Raw genomic sequence first — 18,531 nt, forward strand, 5'->3', positions numbered from 1 at the left:
ATTTCTAATAACCAGACGAAAGCACTGGGTTCACTTATGCTAATTAAGCCAATATCGATTAATGCCCAGATAATAATCGCGACGAGCAGCGCTGCGAGGGTGAGCCCGACGGGCCCTAAAGATTTTAGCGTAGCTCTAACGTAAATAACCCAGCCAATGATTAAGGCGACTGCTGATAAGGCTAACCAGGGTGTTGGTTCTGATATAGAAGAGAGCAACCAGTGGTAATAAGAAAAGGTGCTTGGGTTGTAGCTCAATAATACAAGTAATAAAGCGAAAACGAAGCGAATCGCGATGCCTTTGGATGTAATGCTCTTCATTCAATGGGAACCTGTTAAAGAATATTTATCTTCTTAGTATAATAAGCAATGCACATTATAAATACTTACCAATTAGATACCTTGTTCGTTCTGCTGCAAAGCCCACAATTGGGCATATAGACCTTGCGCTTTGATAAGAGAGTGGTGGCTTCCTTGCTCGACCACGCCACCCTTATCAATGACAATAATACGATCAGCATCGACAACGGTGGAAAGGCGGTGGGCGATAACTAGACTGCTCTTACCTGCCGATACTTCTCTGATTGCCTCCATCACTGCGGACTCAGATGCGCTATCAAGCGAGCTGGTTGCCTCGTCAAATAGCAGTATTGCCGGGTTCTTGAGGATGGTTCGGGCAATGGCAACACGTTGTTTCTCGCCACCGGAAAGTTTAAGACCTCTTTCCCCGACTTGAGTTTCATATTGCTTGGGTAAGCCCTCAACAAAGTCTTTCAAATGAGCAAGTTCGATTGCGTGCTTTACTTCTGCATCGCTTGCACCAGGGCGACCATAGCGTACGTTTTCAATCAGGCTGGTATTAAATAGAACGGTGTCTTGAGGCACTACGCCAATCGCTGCGCGCAAACTGTGTTGGGCGCAGTGCTTAATGTTCTGATCATCAATCAGAATCGCACCTTTGCTGGTGTCGTAAAAACGAAATAGTAGCTTCGCGATAGTTGATTTTCCGGCGCCGCTGCTACCAACAAGCGCTACTTTTTCTCCTGGCTGCACGGTAAAACTGAGATTGCTCAGAATCGTTCTACTTGGCTCATAGGCAAAGGAAATATCTTTAAACTCGATCTTCCCGTTTGATACTGTCAGGGGCTGAGCGTTTTGCGTGTCGACAACCAAAGGTGCTTCTTTAAGCAGGCCAAACATACGTTCTATATTGGTCATCGAGCTTTTGATCTCTCGATAGACGAAGCCCAAGAAGTTTAAGGGTAGGAATATTTGCATCATAAAGGCGTTAACCAATACGAAATCACCTAAAGTCATACGTCCGGTGCTGACTTCATGAGCTGCCAGTACCAGCATGGCGGTTAGCGATGAAGAAATGATCAGTGCTTGTCCGCCATTCAGTGCAAATAAAGTGAGACGGTTTTTGCGCTTTGCTTGCTCCCACTTTTCTAGTTCTTTATCGTAAAGGTCCGCTTCATATTGCTCGTTAGTAAAGTACTTAACGGTTTCATAGTTGAGTAGGCTATCAATTGCCCGGGTGTTACTTTTGCTGTCAGCCTGATTCGCTTCGCGAATAAACTGGGTGCGCCAGTCAGTGGTGGTCTTGGAGAACCAGACATAGGCGATGACTGATATCAGTACGATCAAGGCAAACTCGAAGCGATATTGTTGCCATAAAATACCCATGACCAGAAACAGTTCGAGAAAGGTGGGGGCAATATTAAACACCAGAAAGCGCATCAAAAAACTAATGCCATTTGTGCCGCGCTCAATGTCGCGAGATAAACCACCCGTTTGGCGGTTCAAGTGAAAGCTTAGACTTAATGCATGAAGGTGCTCGAAAACTTTTAGTCCTACGCGACGCATCGCTCTTTCGGTCACGCGTCCGAATAGGGTGTCGCGGATTTCGCCTAGTAACACATTCATCAGCCGTACCAGACCGTAGGCGAGTAATAAGCCCAAAGGTACAACGAGCAGGGATAGTTCATTATCAGCTAGTTGTTGGTCTAGGTCATCGACGACGTGCTTGAGAATAAAGGGCATGGTAACGCTAGCGACTTTTGCTGCAACCAGACATAACAGAGCGAGAGCGATGCGCTGCTTGTATTCCAAAAGGTAGGGAATGATTTGCTTGATGATTGACCAGTCAATTTCTCGATTGGGGTCAAAGTCTGAACGCATACCGCGCATGTGAAGTATCCTAAGGAAAGAAAGCGCTTAGTGTAGCGTAAAAGGGATAAGTGCCAAAGCGCAATGGATCAGATATGATCTTACTATTCGACGCCCTCTATTTTAGGAGAACTTAGTTTTGTCAGCTCAGCGATTAGTTAAAGTACTAGCGCCAATTGTAGTGTTGTTGCTATGCCTTTTGTTGGCCTATCAGATAAGTCAGTCGCAACCACCCGCGAGCAAGGGGCGTCCTTCAAAGGCAAATCCTTTATTGGTCGAAGTGGATAAAATAGCGCCTCGGGACTTTCAGGTCACGGTAGAGTCCTATGGTGTTCTGAAGGCTAATACCCGGACGAATCTGTTGTCCCTGGTCTCGGGACAGGTTTTAAAGGTCAGCCCTGCTTTTCAGCGGGGTGCTTTTGTCCAAGAGGGTCAAGTCCTGTTGGTGATCGATCCGCTTGAATATGAGGTGAGCTTGCAAACTGCGCGTAGTGATTTGGCTAATGCGGAGTTAGCTCTGGCGGAGGAGGAAGCGCGTTCCGAGCAAGCACTTCGGGATTGGCGTACCCAAGAAAAAATCAATAGTACACCGGCGCGTGATTATGCGCTGCGTTATCCTCAGCTAAAAGCGGCCAAGGCTAAGTTGGAGACGGCTAAAGCCAAGCTATCCTTGGCGCAGAAAAACTTGGAAAGAACTAAAGTTCGAGCACCCTATGATGGTCGTTTGATAGAAACCTTCGTCAATAAAGGCAGTGTCATCAGTACTTCCACGCCCGTGGCAGAGCTTTATTCTAGTGAGTCTTTGGAGCTTAGCTTACCCATAGCTAGTAGGGATCTCGCATTTCTGGACTTACCTTCATCAGAGAGCTATCAGGATACCTCTTCATCAGCTTATGTCCGCATCGAGAACTCCTTAGTTGTACCAGCTGAATATTGGCAAGCAATGATTGTCGGTACTGAGGCGCTGGTTGATGCTGAAAACCAACAAATCTATGCGCTGGCAAAAATAGTGAAGCCGCTCACTTCTGAGAAATCGGAAAGGCCGGTACAAGCGCTAAAGGTTGGACAATATTTGCATGCAAACATACAAGGGAAAACTATAGATGAGGCGATATTAGTGCCGAATTCGGCGATCTATCAGGGCACGTATGTCTATGTTGTAGAGAAAATAGAAAAACAGGATGTGCTTGCCAGGCGGGAAGTAAACGTTCGTTGGCGCAATGAGGAACTTAGCCTGATTGAATCTGGTTTAAATATTGGCGACCTGCTAGTTAGAACACCTTTGGGGCAAGTGACGAGTGGTACGCGCGTGGCGATCGATAAGCGAGTAGAGGGCGCTGCAGACAAGCATCAAGGAGAATCACCTTGATTGCATGGTTTGCTCGAAATGATGTTGCGGCAAATTTATTGTTGCTGACCATTCTGGATTTAGGTCTAGGCTCATTGCATTTCTCAATTCCTTTGGAGGTGTTTCCCAGTATAGAACCGCGCTCGGTGCGCGTCACCATCGCGATCCCGGGAGCGATGCCAGAAGATGTCGAGACCAGTGTCAGCATAAAACTCGAAGAAGCCGTGCAAGACCTAGAGGGTATAGAGGATGTAGTGAGTAATGCCAGTGAGGGGCAGTCCCTTCTGATTATTACTCTGGATGACAACTACGACCCACAGACTTTGCTAACAGAAATAAAGAATCGCATTGATGCGGTGAATAATTTGCCTGCGGATGCAGAGCGGCCTGTGGTGAGTTTAAGCAAGCGGAAACGGGAAGTTATTAGTGTCGCGGTGTCTGGCGATTTATCGGAACGGGAAATTCGCCAACAGGCACAGCATGTACGTGATCAATTGCTTGATATTGAAGGGATTACCCAGGTTGAATTAGACGGTGTGCGTGATTATGAAATTAGCATTGAAGTTAACGAGCGGGTATTACAGAAGTATGGACTGAGTCTGTCGCAAGTGGCTTTGGCGATTCAGCAACACTCAAGAGATATCTCTGCCGGAAGCTTAAAAAGTAATGGCGGTGAAATTCTGATTCGCTCTAGTGGGCAGGCTTATAACAAACTAGAGTTTGAGCAGATTCCTGTGCTGAGTCGAGCTGATGGTAGTAGCGTCACGGTTGCAGACTTGGCCAGTGTTAATGATGGCTTTGAGGAAAGCGCCATACTGACCCGCTTTAATGGTCGGCCGGCGGCCTTGGTCGATGTTTATCGTGTCGGTCAGCAAAGTGCTATCGATGTGGCGGATAAAGTCAGGGCCTATTTGCAGGAAGCTGAGTCTTCATTACCCGAAAGCGTTCAGCTTGATGCTTGGCATGACCGCTCAAAAATCGTTAAAAAGCGTCTGAAAACGCTTTCAGATAATGCCATACAGGGCGGTATATTAGTCCTGCTCTTGCTGACTTTGTTTCTGCGTCCTGCCATTGCTTTTTGGGTCTGCATTGGTATACCGGTTTCCTTTATGGGCGCATTGTTAGTGATGCCATTGTTCGATATTACCATTAACGTGATTAGCCTCTTCGGCTTTATTGTTATTCTGGGGATAGTCGTCGATGACGCCATTGTTACCGGCGAGAATATATACTCTCACCTGCGGCGTTCTGAGTCAGGTTTGGAAGCCGCGATCAATGGCACTAAAGAAGTCGCAGTTCCGGTAACCTTTGGTATTTTAACGACGATCGCAGCTTTTCTTCCCATTGCGTTTATTGAAGGCGTGCGCGGGCAATTGTTTGCGGCGATTCCGGTTGTTGTGATTCCTATATTGGTATTTTCTCTAATTGAGTCCAAGCTTGTTTTACCAGCTCACTTGAAGCGAATTAAGCTACAACCTCAAAATCAAAGCTCAGCCTTGGTGGCTGGCTTATCTCGTTTTCAGCAGCGCTTTGCCGACGGTTTTGAAAGTGTTGTCTTGCACTACTATCAGCCAGCACTTCAGTTGGCCTTGAAGTATCGCTACCTTTGTCTGGCGCTTAGTTTTGGTCTCTTATTTATTTTGTATGCCTTGGTTTCGACTGGGTGGATGAAGTTCATATTCTTCCCGAAGGTTCAAAGTGAGTTGGCACGTGCTAACCTGGAAATGCCTATAGGAACACCCGTCGAAGTGACTGATCGATATGTCTTGTCAATGCTGGGAGCTGCCCGTGAGCTTCAGGATAAGTATCACCTGGAAGGCGAGGCGGTGATTCGAAATATCATGGCAACAACTGGCTCTTCTGGTGGTTCGAGCCATATTGGGCGCGTGATATTTGAAATTACGCCGCCAGAAGAGCGTACTTTGGATATCACCAGTCGCGAGCTGGTTAATGAGTGGCGTGCATTAATTGGCCATGTGCCGGGCGCAGAGAAGTTAACTTATCGTGCTGAAATTGGTCGAGTCAGTGACCCGATTGATATCAAGCTGAGTGCGCAGGACTTTAATGCTCTCTCAGGTATTGCTGAGCTAATAAAAGAAAAGTTGGCAAGCTACCCGGGGGTATTTGATATTTCCGATAGCTATTCAGACGGTAAAGAGGCGATTGAGATAGTGCTTTTGCCTCAGGCTTCAGTATTAGGCCTGACACGTCAGGATATTATGTCTCAGGTGCGTGAAGCCTTTTATGGCTACGAGGTGCAAAGAATTCAGCGTGGTCGTGATGATATCAGGGTTGTGGTGCGTTATCCGAAGAGTGATCGGCAGTCTATTCGTTCACTGGAAGAATTCTTGATTCGTAATGCCCAGGGAAGTGCTGTGCCGCTCTCTCAAGTCGCGAGCTTACGAGCAGAGTCAACGCCGGCTGTTATTAGTCGTTTGAATCTGAAGCGTACTATTAGCGTTCGGGCTGATGTCGACAAACAAGCAACCAATATGTTGGTGTTGCAACAGGAGCTACGAGATTATATTGACCGGCAGCTTGGGCAGTTTCCGGGTGTGAGCTACAGTATGGAAGGTGAAGCGAAAGAGCAGCGCCAGTCTTTCGGGAGCTTGAAATGGGGCGTCTTATTTGTGCTGTTTATAATTTATAGCTTATTGGCGATCCCATTTAAGTCTTACTTGCAGCCGGTGGTCGTCATGGCGGTGATTCCTTTTGGCGCAATCGGAGCCATTGCCGGGCACTGGATTATGGGGATGGACCTGACGCTAATTAGCTTGCTGGGAATGTTGGCGCTTACGGGAATTGTCGTGAACGATAGCTTGGTTCTGGTGGATTTTGTTAACAAGCGCCGCAAGGAAGGCAGGGACTTATTGCTAACAGTTAGCGGTGCAGCTGCTGCACGATTCCGCCCAGTTATTCTTACCTCTTTGACCACCTTCTTTGGTTTGATGCCATTGCTGTTTGAACAGTCAACCCAGGCTCAGTTTCTGATTCCGATGGCGGTCTCTTTAGGCTTTGGTATTGTTTTCGCTACCTTAATTACCCTAGTGCTGGTGCCGGTAAATTATTTGGTGATTGCCGATATACAGAGACTGTTTCGCAAGCAAGCACTTAGCGACTAAACTGGCAGTAGCGGTGTGCCAGGCTAATCATGGCTTGATCTTCCGTCTCGAGTATAAGTTCTTTATCTTCGATATAAGAGAGTGCCTGCCCACTCAGCTGATTGCTACTTTGGCTCTGTTCCAGGTAGCAATATTGTTCAGAGGGAGTTTGTAGGTCATCTGGCTCGTAAGTCTTACCTGTTACCACATATTCACCTGTCGATATAAGTGTGCGGTGAAACACGGTAAAGGAGGTATCAATAAAGGCTTTGTCTGGATTGTTATTTGAATCTTGAGCCTCAGAGATAATCTTTAGGGCATCACTAGTCTTTCGGTCTGAGGCGGACTTGAGTATCGATTCGGTATAGGTGATATCGCTGCTGAAAAAGCTGCCTGAGCTTGAGAGCAACCACCAGATAGCCGCAGCTGTTAGGGCAAGCACGCAGAGGCTGACGGTGATGTGCATGGCCATCAGTGTGCGACGAGAGCTCTGCTGGAACTGATAAAGAGAGGAGAGCTCCAGTTGTTTATCCACTTGGGTATCTATAGCACGATTCATCGCATCGAAGTTGTGCGAGACGGACTCGTATTGCTCAGACTCTTTATCGCCTGTTGTTTGTTCACTTGCTTGCTTAGCCATCACTATGCCCGTTATTAGGCTTGGTTTCATCACGGCCTTTAGTATTGTTTTCCTTTAGGTCTTGCTCATCAAAGCTGTGATTCTCGGCAAGTTTGAGTAGCGACTTATCCTCCGTATACAAAGGTACGTGTACGATTTCCTTTTTGATGATCTCGACAGGAACTTCAACCTTAACCACTTTCTCGACAGGCACTTCTTTGATGACTTCGGTGGCGACTTCTTTTATCACGGGGCGGCGCTGCACTTGTCTCCAGTAGATGATAAGGCGGCGGGCGCTATTGAAAGCTTTCTTGGTAATTGAAGGGATGCTGTCTCGATCTGCTTTATAGTCTGCAATTGATGGGTCTCGAATAACGTAGGATGCAAAGGCCAATAAGATGCCAGTCACGGCAATAAGCAAAGCAAGGCTACCAAACCATAGTGTTGCAATGGTCATCACATCCTTTCTGCCCAGGTCAGCTGCAGACTCTTTGTTATACCACCATTGAGCCATGCGGTAGACTTGGTTGTCGCCAACTTTCAGGTTGACCAGATTACGCAGTTCAACGCGCTGTTTGCTCTTGTCAAAGATAGTCTGATCGAGTTCTTTAATAATGGCATCATTTTCAGAAAGCTGTTTGAATTCCTTTTCTCGTATTTGCTCATTCTCGCCTTGCTGTTCTTGGAATTTCTTTTCGACACGTGCCAATTCCTTCATATGAGTTTGAATGACCGATTCGATATCTTTTTCGCGGGCTCCTAGACTCTTGCTGAGCTTCAGTGATAGCGCCTGAATTTTTTGGTTTAGCGTATCTTCTCGTGCCTGATAGCGATCTTTGACGGCCTCGATATCCTGGTTATAAGTGGCTCGGAGTGTCTTTTGTTTGTCTGAGTCACTGAGTTTATTCAGTGCAAGGCGTAGGTCTTCAACCTTCTTCTCTTGCGTTTCGACGAGAGCATTCTGTTCTTTCTTAACTGAGTTTTCAGAGAAGAAGCCTGCATCAGCGATTTTCTTCTCTCGCTTCACTCGAAGCTCTTTTAGATAGGCTTGTTCATTGGCAAGCTGTTGTTGAAGGCTTCGGCGTTGAGTGTCTAGCTCACTGCTGGCATTGAGCGTCATTTGTCGTGAAGCCTCAATCAGTGCATCCAGTTCCTTCTGACGGTCAGCGCGTAAAGCTTTGAGCTGCTCGCGTCTATCTTCAATTTGCGCAGATAGGCCTTTGATATATTCATTTTGAGTTGCAGCGCGTAAGCCCTGAATGCGGTCCTGAATTACTTCTGCTTGGCGAGAACGCTCTTCTGATATGATGGCATGACGCTGGCTGTATTCGGCTTCAATTTGCGAAGAGCTTAAGCTTGCCAGACGAGTGCGCCGTATTTCGAGTGGTTCAATTTCCTCTTCGACGGCCACTAGTTCTTTCTTATGTTTATCGATTGAGAAAATCAGGGCATGAAAGTTTCTTTCGAAACCATTGAGGGCTGATTCAAAAGTGATAAAGGCTAGAAAAATTAGGGAGGTACCGAAGATAAACTTCCACTTTGTATTGCTGGTTTTATAGGTCGCCGCAACAAAAGGAATTTTGGTGATTTCGACAATCGCGACCATCAAAAAAGGCATCATGGCGATAAACACATTGGTGTAATCGCCAAAGCCCAAACCCTGAGGGCGATTATTTTCTATCTCGGTGAACGAACTGATGCCTTGCATAATGGAGATGGCAAAGCCGATAATCACGGCGCATATCTCAACCGCCCAGGCAAAGAATATTAGCTTTTTGCCAATGCTCTCGCGTTCCGGGTTTATCGTTAAAGAGGGTGCTTGAACCGGCTCAATTGAACTGGTAACGGTTTGAGCTTGGCCGTTTGTCATGCCTTTGGGTTTCCGTTATTGTTATTTTTTCGATTGTTTGTGTATGTTATCGAAGTTTTACGCTTAAGCTACTTCGTTCACACTATCTTCTAATAGTGAGTTAATTCGCTATCTAAATCAGTGACTCAGGTATGAAAAATAGTATTGTTCTCGCTAGTTTGCTTTTTCTGCTTCTTACTAGTGCCTGTACTACCCGGCAATTGGCGGAAGTATCTCCTCTTGAAGAAGATGTGTCAAAGCTTGAGAAGCTTAGTCCTGAAGAGAAGCAGAGCAAAGAGAATGAGACAGCGGAAAAGAAAGCCAAAAAAGAAAGTCAGGCCGCTACTAAGCAGATAGAGCCAGAATCACCTTTGCAAAAACAAGCTGAAAAGGCATCCCAAAAAAAGCTCGGGCAGCCTTCCGATAAAACACAGGCTAAGCAAAAAGAGAGGCAAACTTCGCAGAAGTCGGTGGAAGCTTTGGAGCAAGAGTATTCAACTGAGCCTTCAAGTATGCGCTCAAGGGATGAGTTGGAGAAGAGTAGCGATAAGGCTTCGAAGAATACATACTCTCCTATGAAAGATAGTGCAGCGGCTTCGGCTAAAGAAGATCAACAGGATGGCGTGGGAAAAAATGCGCTTGAACAACTAGAGCAAGCAGCTGGTGGAGAAAAAGCAGGCACGAAGTATTTAAAAGATAAAGATGATGAAGACCCTTCCTTGGAAATAAATGGAGTGCTTAGTGATAGCGATACTGAAGGTAATGCTTACCATATAGAGGGTGATGATGCCCCTGTAACGATTCTGGGAGAGGGGGGGGAAGTGATTATTTTACAAAAAGATCGTGAGCAAACATCCACTTTTCGGAAACGGAGAACCTGGAATATGCAGCGTCAGTTCTAAGTTAATACAGCTTGTTTGCGCTCTAAAGCGATGATTATCTAGGGCTTGATGCTGACTGCTTCACGTATCATGGGATGAAAGCTTGCTCTATACTTGCGTCATTTGTAGGATAGCCTCTAATTGCCGAAAGGAGGTCTGGGAGAGTTTGATGAAAAAGTTGAGTGCATGTGTCCTGATTGCCGTATCGCTGCTTATGGGTGGCTGTCAGAGCTTTCAAAAAGATAGGGACTTGGAACTGTATATTGTTGGTGCTGGCTTGAGCTATGCGATTGGTAAACATGTTTGTCGTCATAGTGAATTCGTTGAAACCTGTGGTGTAAGTGCCGCGGCTACCTTTATCGTTTGGTACTAAGCTTTATTTATGTCGGAAGACCTTCTTCGCCTGGATAAACAGGTTTGTTTTTCTTTATATAGTGCTTCCAATGCGATGGTTCGAGCCTATCGGCCATTCCTTAAATTACTGGACCTGACCTACCTTCAGTACATTGTCATGATGGTATTGTGGGAAAAAGACGAAATCAACGTCAGTGATTTAGGGGAGCGGGTTCATCTGGACTCAGGAACCTTAACACCTTTATTAAAGCGTCTTGAAGCGAAAGGCTTATTGAGTCGAAGTCCTGGTCTTCGTGATGAGCGAGTAAAAATTCTTACTTTGACTGAAAGTGGTCGCTCTCTAAAAGCTGAGGCGCAAGCGGTACCTGAGCAAATGCTTTGCAAGCTTGACCTACCTCCTGAGCAGTTACAAACCTTAAAGCAGCAATGCGAGGCGCTGCTCAAAGTACTGTAATTGTTTCCTTTAAGACTAGTGTGCAGCAAGCCAGCTGGTGAGCCTATTCTCTTGTCTGAGGTGCGGTTGTAAGGCATCAAGCCAGGTCTGTAACTTCTCCAGATACAGTTTTTGGCACTGTTCAATTTTTTTCTGATCCCATGCCAGCTCTTCTAATAGCTCATGATAGGCTTGCTCTGTTCTGTTCACGCGAGCCAGATAGTCTTTGCCGAGTATTAAGCAAACGGCTTTGCGGTAGCGCTGCTCATCGAGTGAAACCTCAGCTTCGTAGTCTTCTTCGCCGCCATAAGGAATAGATTGCCTGATTAGTAGAAATGCTTCCGTTGCTTCCAGAATAAAGTCGCTGTCATGGTGGTTCAGGTTGATAAGCATAAGGGTCGAGAAGTTATCCAGTGCAAATACTTCTTGCCCGGATACGCCTAAATCAAACTGACTAACCAAGGCTCTGCCTAGTTCAAACCACAAATATTTTTCAACGGCTGCGCTGTATATCGCTTCTTGTATACCCTCTTGTTGAGGGTATTTGGCAATTAGGCCTTGATCTAGTTGGTATAGAAAGGAGAAGGGGATGTCGATCTTTATATCAACCTGGCTGGTTTGTTTGTTGTTCGAGCTTGCAGTGTCAAGTGCTAAAGGTTGGCTCGTTGTAGCCTGGTCAGCTTGGTGAAAGTGATAAATGATGCTTTGTTTTAAAATAAGGTCTTGTTCACTAAATATTCGCAAGCGTTCGAAAACTTGAGACTTTTTCAGACGTGTAATTAGCTTGGTATCGTATTCACTCTTAGCGTCAGTTTGAAATGATAAGTCTGATGGCTGTTGAGGCTCAGTAATAGAGATCGATGCGTAGGTGCTGAAGGTTAGGGTTGACGTTATAAGCAGGAGCAGTAATCTGATATGTATAGAAGGAGTCATGGGAAGCGTCTATTTATTATTTAAATTATCTATTGTGGTACCCAGTTAGCCCATTCTATTCGGAATTTAAACTAAATGTACTGAATCTTTGGTAATGTCGGCTGAATCGCACTCTTCTTTTAAAGTATTGAAAACAGATAAAAGAAGAGTGCCAGGTTTGGCTTTAGGTTGAGGCAAGGTGCTCGAGTAAATATTGTTGTGCGCAGACTCGAGATTCGGCTTCGGCAGGTTGGTTCAAATGATATTTTCCCTCGGTGTCCATAATCCAGCTTTGGCAATTATCGCTTAGGTAGAAGCCAATTTCGGCTTTCACGCGTTCTACTAGCTTCTTATCTTCCATCGGGAAGCAGGTTTCAACACGCTTTAACAGGTTACGGGTCATCCAGTCGGCACTGGCACCATAAATCTGGTCATTACCATCATTGTGGAACCAATAAACTCGAGTGTGCTCCAAGAAACGCCCGATCACAGAGCGTACTTCGATCGTTTCGGAAATACCCTCTAGCCCTGGACGTAAACAGCATATGCCGCGGACAATAAGCTTAATAGGCACGCCTGCTTGTGATGCTCGATACAGTGCCCGAATAATTTTGGGTTCTGATACTGCATTAACTTTAATGGTGATTCCTGAGGCTTTACCTGCTTTGGCATTATTAGCTTCTCTTTCTATCATCGAAACCAAAGAGTCATGTAAGGTGAAAGGAGCATGGAATAGTTTTTTGATCTTCAGTGCTTTGCCCATACCCGTGAGCTGCTGGAATATTTTATGAACCTCTTTCCCGAGAGCTTCATCACCACTCATAAAGCTATAGTCTGTATAGAGGCGGGCGTTCTTTGCGTGATAATTACCCGTACCCAAATGTACATAGTGCCTAAAACCTTCGGCTTCGCGTCGGGCTACGAGTATCATCTTGGCGTGGGTTTTATAGCCCACTACGCCATAAACGACGACAGCGCCAGCTTCTTGCAGGCGGCTGGCTAGTTCAATATTTTCTTCTTCGTCAAAACGGGCTCGTAATTCTATTACTGCAGTGACTTCTTTTCCGCGTCTTGCTGCATCGACCAAGGCGGCAACAATTTCAGAATTAGCGCCGCTACGGTAAAGTGTTTGTTTAATAGCAACGACATCGGGGTCTAGGGCAGCGTGTCGAAGAAAATCGATAACTGGTGTAAAGCTCTGGAAGGGGTGGTGCAGAAGAATATCTTTCTGTTTTATAGTTGAAAAAATATTGCTGCTTTTCTTTAAAGGCTTTGGCAGGCCTGGAGCGAAGGCCGGGTAGAGTAGTTCAGGTTTGTCGACTAAATCTGGTAGTTGCATTAGGCGAGAAAGGTTAACCGGGCCTCGCACTTGATACAGTTCATCTTTACTCAGTTTAAACTCTTTGAGCAAGAAAGAGATCAGATGCTCTGGGCAGTTGTCTGCAAGCTCTAATCTAACAGCGTCACCAAAACGTCTCGAGAGCAGCTCCCCTTTTAATGCAGAGGCCAGATCCTCCATATCTTCTTGTTCAAGTTCAAAGTCGGCATTTCGGGTTAAACGGAATTGGTAACAGCCTTGCACTGACATGCCGGGAAATAGTTGGTCAACATGAGCGTGAATAATTGAAGATAAGAATACCAGTTCATCACCCTTGGAAATCTCCGCAGGTAATTTAATAAGCCTGGGTAAAGAGCGGGGGGCGGGAACGATTGCCAGGCCGGTTTCACGACCGAAAGCATCTTTGCCGTCCAGCTCTACGATAAAGTTTAGACTCTTATTTACCAGGCGAGGAAAGGGGTGTGAAGGGTCGAGACCGATGGGGTTAATAATCGGTAGTACTTCGTTATCGAAATAATTAGCTAACCATTCATGTTGAGCTTCACTCCATTCCTGGCGTCTTAGAAAACTGATCCCCTCTTTTTTTAACTCAGGCAGAAGCACATCATTCAAAATCTCATACTGTTCACGAACAAAATCTGTCGCGATATGTTTGATTTTTTCTAGGGTTTGTTCAGGGCTTAGTCCGTCAGGCCCAATTGTCTCCCGACCAAATTTGATCTGATGTTTTAGGCCGGCCACACGAATTTCAAAAAACTCATCCATGTTGCTACTGAATATGCAGCTAAACATCAGACGGTTGAGGAGAGGGTGCGATGTATCAATCGTTTGTTTGAGCACGCGATGGTTGAACTGCAGATGGCTTAGTTCCCTGTTCACGTAGTATTCGTGGTTAAGGAGGTCTATAGCAGGGAGCTCATTATTTGCTGTTTGCTCGTCATGCGTCGTGCTCATTGTTGTCTGTATTCTCCAAGTATTTTAAAAGGGGCGATAATCCATTCTAGCTGAACATTGTTACATCTTTATCCTTTGCTAAGAAGTTTCGCAGCGTCCTTGGCAAAATAAGTCAGAATTGCATCGGCGCCAGCGCGCTTGATACAAAGTAGTGACTCTAGAATAATTTTATCCTTGTCTAGCCAGCCATTTTCTATTGCGGCCATATGCATCGCATACTCACCACTCACTTGATAGACGAAGGTCGGCGCTTTGAGTTCAGTCTTGATACGGTAAACAATATCGAGATAGGGCATGCCTGGCTTGATCATAACCATGTCGGCACCTTCCTGAAGGTCCATGGCGACCTCGTGCAAGGCTTCATCAGAATTGGCCGGGTCCATTTGGTAAGTCTTTTTATCTGCTTTACCTAAGTTGCCAGCAGAGCCTACTGCGTCGCGAAAAGGACCATAATAAGAAGAGGCATACTTAGCGGAGTAGGCAAGTATAGAGGTATTGATATGGCCTGCGGCTTCCAGTTCTTTGCGAATCGCAGCGATTCGGCCATCCATCATATCTGAAGGTGCAACGATGTCTGCTCCGGCCTCTGCGTGTGACAAAGCCTGCTTAACTAATGCGTTAACGGTAATATCGTTTAATACATATCCATCATCATCGATAATTCCGTCTTGGCCGTGGGTTGTAAAGGGGTCTAAGGCAACGTCGGTAATCACGCCCAGCTCCGGATATTCCTTTTTTAGTGCTCGTACAGCTCTTTGGGCTAGGCCCTCGGGGTTCCAAGCTTCTTTGGCATCAAGAGACTTGGCATTACTCGGGGTGACGGGAAATAGTGCGACGGCGGGGATACCAAGCTCTAGTAGCTGCTGCGCCTCTTTTAGTAGTAGGTCAATACTCAGGCGTTCAACGCCGGGCATAGAGCTAACAGCTTCGCGTTTATTTACACCTTCAAGAATAAACATGGGGTAAATCAGGTCATTGGCTGTTAGTGTATTTTCCTGCATCAAGCGACGGGAAAAGTCTTGAAAGCGCATGCGACGGAGTCGGCTGTTAGGGAATTGTCGTTGGCTGGGTGAAAACACTTTTTATCTCCGGCAATCATCAAAAATATTATGTGCTTAAGATTAGCAGGTATGCCGAAGGAAAGGCTATAACGCAAGTCAACTGGGGCTGGATTTTTGGAAGTATTTTGCTTTTCGCTAAATACAGGGAACTCGAGATCTAGGTACGCTTATATGCTTAGCTTAAGTAATAATTGAATGCTTGGGATTAAAGCGATGCTTAGCATAACAAGTGCGGAGCCTATGCAGGTCGCGCCGCATAATTGTGAACCGCGAATTTTTATTCGTTGAACAGGGTCTTGTAGCGCAGACTTCCAGTGCCTAAAAGCAGCGGGTTCAGGTATGCATAGTTGTGCTCGGCCGCTTTTAGTATGGCTCAGTTCGTGAATGTAATGCTGGTCTTGGTCGCGCTGATATAAAACCATAATTGATAAACTTGCAGCAATTACCATTGAGGCAAGTAGAACCTGCCCAAATGAAATATAGATGCTGCTGGTTATTGCAGCACCTATCATGCCTAGGCTTAGCAAGCTAATCATTGATATCAGTGCAATAAAAGTTTTGCAAGTACGTGAGTGTTTGCGGCGAGTTTTGAGAATACGAAGTTTTACTTTGTCGCCAACGTGGAAGTTGCCTGAGGCTAAGTGGTCAATTGCGGTAAAGCGAACCGGGCCTCCTTCATGCGGGTACTCAATGACAGGGTAAAAACCATTTTTAACGTAGGTTTGGCTAGTACTATTGTCGGCATGAGAAGTAAGGCTAGAGAATACTTGATGGATTGACACTACTTTTCCGTATTTAGCGTATGCGCCACGGAGAAAACGTGAATAGTCTCGATATAAAAAGGAACCGGCGACGGCAAGCGTCAAGCTTATTATTAAAGTAAAGGCGTCCATTAAATCCCAATTCTCCTGTACCTGAATCCATTTAGGTGCATGACTACAAAAAAGCGAGTGCCTTGAGACGGTAATAGTGTGTGGCAGGTCTCAAAGTGAGTGCGAATTGTCGCATAGATTTCGAAATCTGCAATGTCTTTTTAGAAATAATCAGGTCTTTTTACAGGAAAATAGCGAATAGGGTGAATTTAAATTCACTTTTATCACTCTCGGTAATATTCTTAGATGAAAAAGTTACCGAGAGCGATGGAAGAAAGAAGAAGCTAAGCGGTACTGCTATCGCTTTTAACGTAGTACTGGCTTAGATTGGTGCTGAGCCATAATTCATGGTCGGCTTCTTTGGCGGGTCAGCTCGTACGTTATTATCAACGCGTTCTACGTTACCACCTCTTTTTAGAAATTCTTCAATATCACTGCTTAGTTGTTGGCGTACAGTTTCTCTTACAACTCTGGGGGATTCGCTGCTGCATTCAGGGAGTGCAATGGCTTCTTGTGACATAATGGTACCTATCTATCTTTCTGCTATATCTCCAATTTCCTTTTATTTTTAAGGGTTTAGGAGATTTTGTGTTGCTTGTTTCTATTGTTTTCTGCACTGATCTATATAAACCGCCCAGCGACATGCCTATATTAAGGTTTATCTTTAATTATATGTAACAGTGCATTAAGTGGATAATATAATCTAAATTATAGCTTTGCAACATAAATCATTGGTTTTGTTGAATAAATTAATGTTTATATTTTCTTGTTTATCAAAGTGTCTGTTCCTGGTTTTGTAACAGAGGGCGTGATGCCTGTAACGCTAGGTGTTAAAAGGTGTTGAAATGAAAGATGCACAGGAATTATTGCTTAACTTGGCTAGGCTTAAGTTATCAGCGCAAGGGGAAGTGACTTAGTTGCGCGGAGCCTCTCCAATCATCACTTTCCAATCCCTAGTTGTTATAAGGACTTTTTAGGAGCCATTTTGGCTCCTTTTTTTTGCCTTGGATTCAGCGAGCTCTAATCCAGAATTTCGTCTAGAGCGTCATAGATTGCTGGCGTGCTAATGAGAAGGTTGTTGTTGTAGATGCAGGCAGGAATACCTTCAGGTACTGGGGTGAAGTGGCCGCAGCGTGCACCGGCTTCAAGGGCAATCAGTCTGGCTGCAGCGAAGTCCCAGGGGCTCAGTGACTCAAAATAGCCGTCAAGGCGGCCATTTGCAACCCAGCAGATATCCATTGCAGCAGAGCCTAGGCGGCGAATGTCTTGGCATTTCATCAGCACCTTTTCTGTTCGGCGCATGATTTCAGGTACGGTGCTTTTATCGTAAGGGAAACCCGTGGCAATCAGGGCTTTCCGTAAATTGTCTTGGTTGCTGACGGATAGCTTGTTCTGATTCAAATAAGAGCCTTGCCCCAAAATAGCGGAATAGCACTCGTCCAGAAACGGATTGTAGACAATTCCCACTTGTACCTCACCTTCACACGCGAATGCGATAGAGACGGCGACCATAAAGTGGCCGTGAGCATAATTAACGGTGCCGTCAATGGGGTCAATAATCCAGATGGGTTCAGCTAGGTCTTTGCCTTGGCTCGTATCGGTATATGTCTCTTCAGACATGATACGGTGGTGAGGGAATTTTTCTTGAATAGCTTCGATGATTAGTTTGTCTGCTGCAATGTCTGCAGATGTTACTAGCTCATGTTGATCTTTGTAATTCTGACTGAGTGAGCCTTTTGCTCGTTCCGACTTAATCATCGAGCCAGCTTTGATTGCTAGCTCTTTTGCGAATTTCTCTATGTCGCTATAGTTCATAGGTCACCCAGACAGATTAGTTTACAGGGTTTGGCTGCCTTAAGACTGCTGCTCTCGGGCAATGGCTCGGTAGGCAATGTCATCTCGATAGAACATACCTTCCCAGCTGATATTTTGTGCAAGCTGATAGGCCTTTTGCTGAGCTTCAGTCACATTGTTGCCCAGAGCTGTAGCGCATAATACTCTGCCACCAGACGTTGCTACTTGCTCGCCATCGAGTTTGGTGCCTGCATGAAATACTTTTGCAACATCAGACTCGCCTTGCTTTAGGCCTTTAATGATGAGGCCTTTGTCGTAGCTTCCTGGGTAGCCACCAGCGGCCAAGACAACGCCAACTGCTGCGCGAGAATCCCAGTCTGTTGTTGTTTTATCGAGAGTCTTATCCAATGCCGCATTGCATAGAGTAATTAGATCAGATTGCAGGCGCATCATAATAGGTTGTGTTTCAGGGTCGCCGAAACGGCAGTTATATTCGATGACTTTTGGTTGGCCATCTTTTGAAATCATTAAACCTGCATAGAGGAAGCCTGTATAGTCATTGCCTTCCTTCGCCATACCTTCGACGGTTGGGATAATGACTTCAGACATGATGCGATCATGGATCTCCTGGGTTACAACTGGAGCCGGTGAATAGGCACCCATTCCACCAGTATTTGGGCCAGTGTCGCCGTTGCCAACGCGCTTATGGTCCTGGCTGGTTGCCATCGGTAGAATATTCTTACCATCTGCAATAACGATGAAGCTGGCTTCTTCGCCATCAAGAAATTCTTCAATAACTACACGGCAGCCTGCTTCGCCAAAAGCATTGCCTGATAGCATATCTCG

Annotated in this window: 16 protein-coding genes; 5 read left to right on the plus strand and 11 right to left on the minus strand. The window is 45.6% G+C overall.

Annotation, left to right across the window (positions count from 1 at the left end; genetic code table 11):
- Both A3729_RS26030 and A3729_RS26035 read right to left on the minus strand, forming a co-directional pair.
- Positions 1-320, minus strand: a 320-nt coding sequence (locus A3729_RS26030; protein ID WP_068634435.1) for a DUF6524 family protein, incomplete at its 3' end; no start/stop codon positions are given.
- 72 nt (positions 321-392) lie between these two features.
- The gene (locus A3729_RS26035; protein ID WP_068634436.1) at positions 393-2,189 is read right to left on the minus strand and encodes an ABC transporter ATP-binding protein/permease; all 1,797 of its coding nucleotides are present in this window, start codon (positions 2,187-2,189) and stop codon (positions 393-395) included.
- Positions 2,190-2,307: 118 nt separating this feature from the next.
- On the opposite strand from A3729_RS26035, the gene A3729_RS26040 reads away from it, so the two are divergent.
- Together A3729_RS26040 and A3729_RS26045 are read left to right on the plus strand one after the other, a co-directional pair.
- Positions 2,308-3,537: an efflux RND transporter periplasmic adaptor subunit gene (locus A3729_RS26040; RefSeq protein ID WP_068513481.1), complete on the plus strand. Its 1,230-nt coding sequence runs from the start codon at positions 2,308-2,310 to the stop codon at positions 3,535-3,537.
- Positions 3,534-6,638 carry an efflux RND transporter permease subunit gene (locus A3729_RS26045; RefSeq protein ID WP_068634437.1) on the plus strand — a complete coding sequence of 1,035 codons (3,105 nt, stop codon included), beginning with the start codon at positions 3,534-3,536 and terminating at the stop codon, positions 6,636-6,638. Before A3729_RS26040 ends, A3729_RS26045 begins: the two co-directional genes overlap by 4 nt.
- Here the strand turns inward: A3729_RS26045 and A3729_RS26050 are convergent.
- Together A3729_RS26050 and A3729_RS26055 are read right to left on the minus strand one after the other, a co-directional pair.
- Positions 6,628-7,257: a hypothetical protein gene (locus tag A3729_RS26050; RefSeq protein WP_068553390.1), complete on the minus strand. Its 630-nt coding sequence runs from the start codon at positions 7,255-7,257 to the stop codon at positions 6,628-6,630. The genes A3729_RS26045 and A3729_RS26050 overlap by 11 nt on opposite strands.
- On the minus strand, positions 7,250-9,106 hold the full coding sequence (locus A3729_RS26055) for a hypothetical protein (protein WP_068553389.1): 1,857 nt from the start codon (positions 9,104-9,106) through the stop codon (positions 7,250-7,252). Before A3729_RS26055 ends, A3729_RS26050 begins: the two co-directional genes overlap by 8 nt.
- Before the next feature lie 131 nt (positions 9,107-9,237).
- Here A3729_RS26055 and A3729_RS26060 point away from each other — a divergent pair, with 131 nt between their 5' ends.
- From A3729_RS26060 to A3729_RS26070, 3 genes are all read left to right on the plus strand, one after another.
- The gene (locus A3729_RS26060) at positions 9,238-9,987 is read left to right on the plus strand and encodes a hypothetical protein (protein ID WP_068554474.1); all 750 of its coding nucleotides are present in this window, start codon (positions 9,238-9,240) and stop codon (positions 9,985-9,987) included.
- A gap of 148 nt (positions 9,988-10,135) precedes the next feature.
- On the plus strand, positions 10,136-10,339 hold the full coding sequence (locus tag A3729_RS26065; protein WP_068513493.1) for a hypothetical protein: 204 nt from the start codon (positions 10,136-10,138) through the stop codon (positions 10,337-10,339).
- A 9-nt stretch (positions 10,340-10,348) separates the two neighbouring features.
- Positions 10,349-10,774 (plus strand): MarR family winged helix-turn-helix transcriptional regulator, encoded by a 426-nt coding sequence (locus A3729_RS26070; RefSeq protein ID WP_068513497.1) that lies wholly within the window; start codon positions 10,349-10,351, stop codon positions 10,772-10,774.
- A gap of 15 nt (positions 10,775-10,789) precedes the next feature.
- Here A3729_RS26070 and A3729_RS26075 read toward each other — a convergent pair whose 3' ends face one another.
- The 7 genes from A3729_RS26075 to purD form a co-directional block, all read right to left on the minus strand.
- Complete coding sequence (locus A3729_RS26075; RefSeq protein WP_068513500.1) at positions 10,790-11,686, minus strand: DUF4344 domain-containing metallopeptidase; 897 nt, start codon at positions 11,684-11,686, stop codon at positions 10,790-10,792.
- Positions 11,687-11,849: 163 nt separating this feature from the next.
- Positions 11,850-13,958 carry a polyphosphate kinase 1 gene (gene ppk1 / locus A3729_RS26080; RefSeq protein ID WP_068513504.1) on the minus strand — a complete coding sequence of 703 codons (2,109 nt, stop codon included), beginning with the start codon at positions 13,956-13,958 and terminating at the stop codon, positions 11,850-11,852.
- Positions 13,959-14,026: 68 nt separating this feature from the next.
- Positions 14,027-15,037, minus strand: coding sequence for a porphobilinogen synthase (hemB, locus tag A3729_RS26085; protein WP_082865402.1), 1,011 nt, complete (start codon positions 15,035-15,037; stop codon positions 14,027-14,029).
- Between the two features lie 149 nt (positions 15,038-15,186).
- Complete coding sequence (locus A3729_RS26090) at positions 15,187-15,912, minus strand: hypothetical protein (RefSeq protein WP_068513508.1); 726 nt, start codon at positions 15,910-15,912, stop codon at positions 15,187-15,189.
- Positions 15,913-16,213: 301 nt separating this feature from the next.
- Positions 16,214-16,411 carry a hypothetical protein gene (locus A3729_RS26100; RefSeq protein ID WP_068513514.1) on the minus strand — a complete coding sequence of 66 codons (198 nt, stop codon included), beginning with the start codon at positions 16,409-16,411 and terminating at the stop codon, positions 16,214-16,216.
- 500 nt (positions 16,412-16,911) lie between these two features.
- Positions 16,912-17,706: an inositol monophosphatase family protein gene (locus A3729_RS26105; protein ID WP_068512169.1), complete on the minus strand. Its 795-nt coding sequence runs from the start codon at positions 17,704-17,706 to the stop codon at positions 16,912-16,914.
- A 39-nt stretch (positions 17,707-17,745) separates the two neighbouring features.
- Positions 17,746-18,531 (minus strand): phosphoribosylamine--glycine ligase (gene purD / locus A3729_RS26110; protein WP_068634438.1); only part of this gene is annotated, 786 nt, incomplete at its 5' end.

Source organism: Oleiphilus sp. HI0043 (assembly GCF_001634935.1).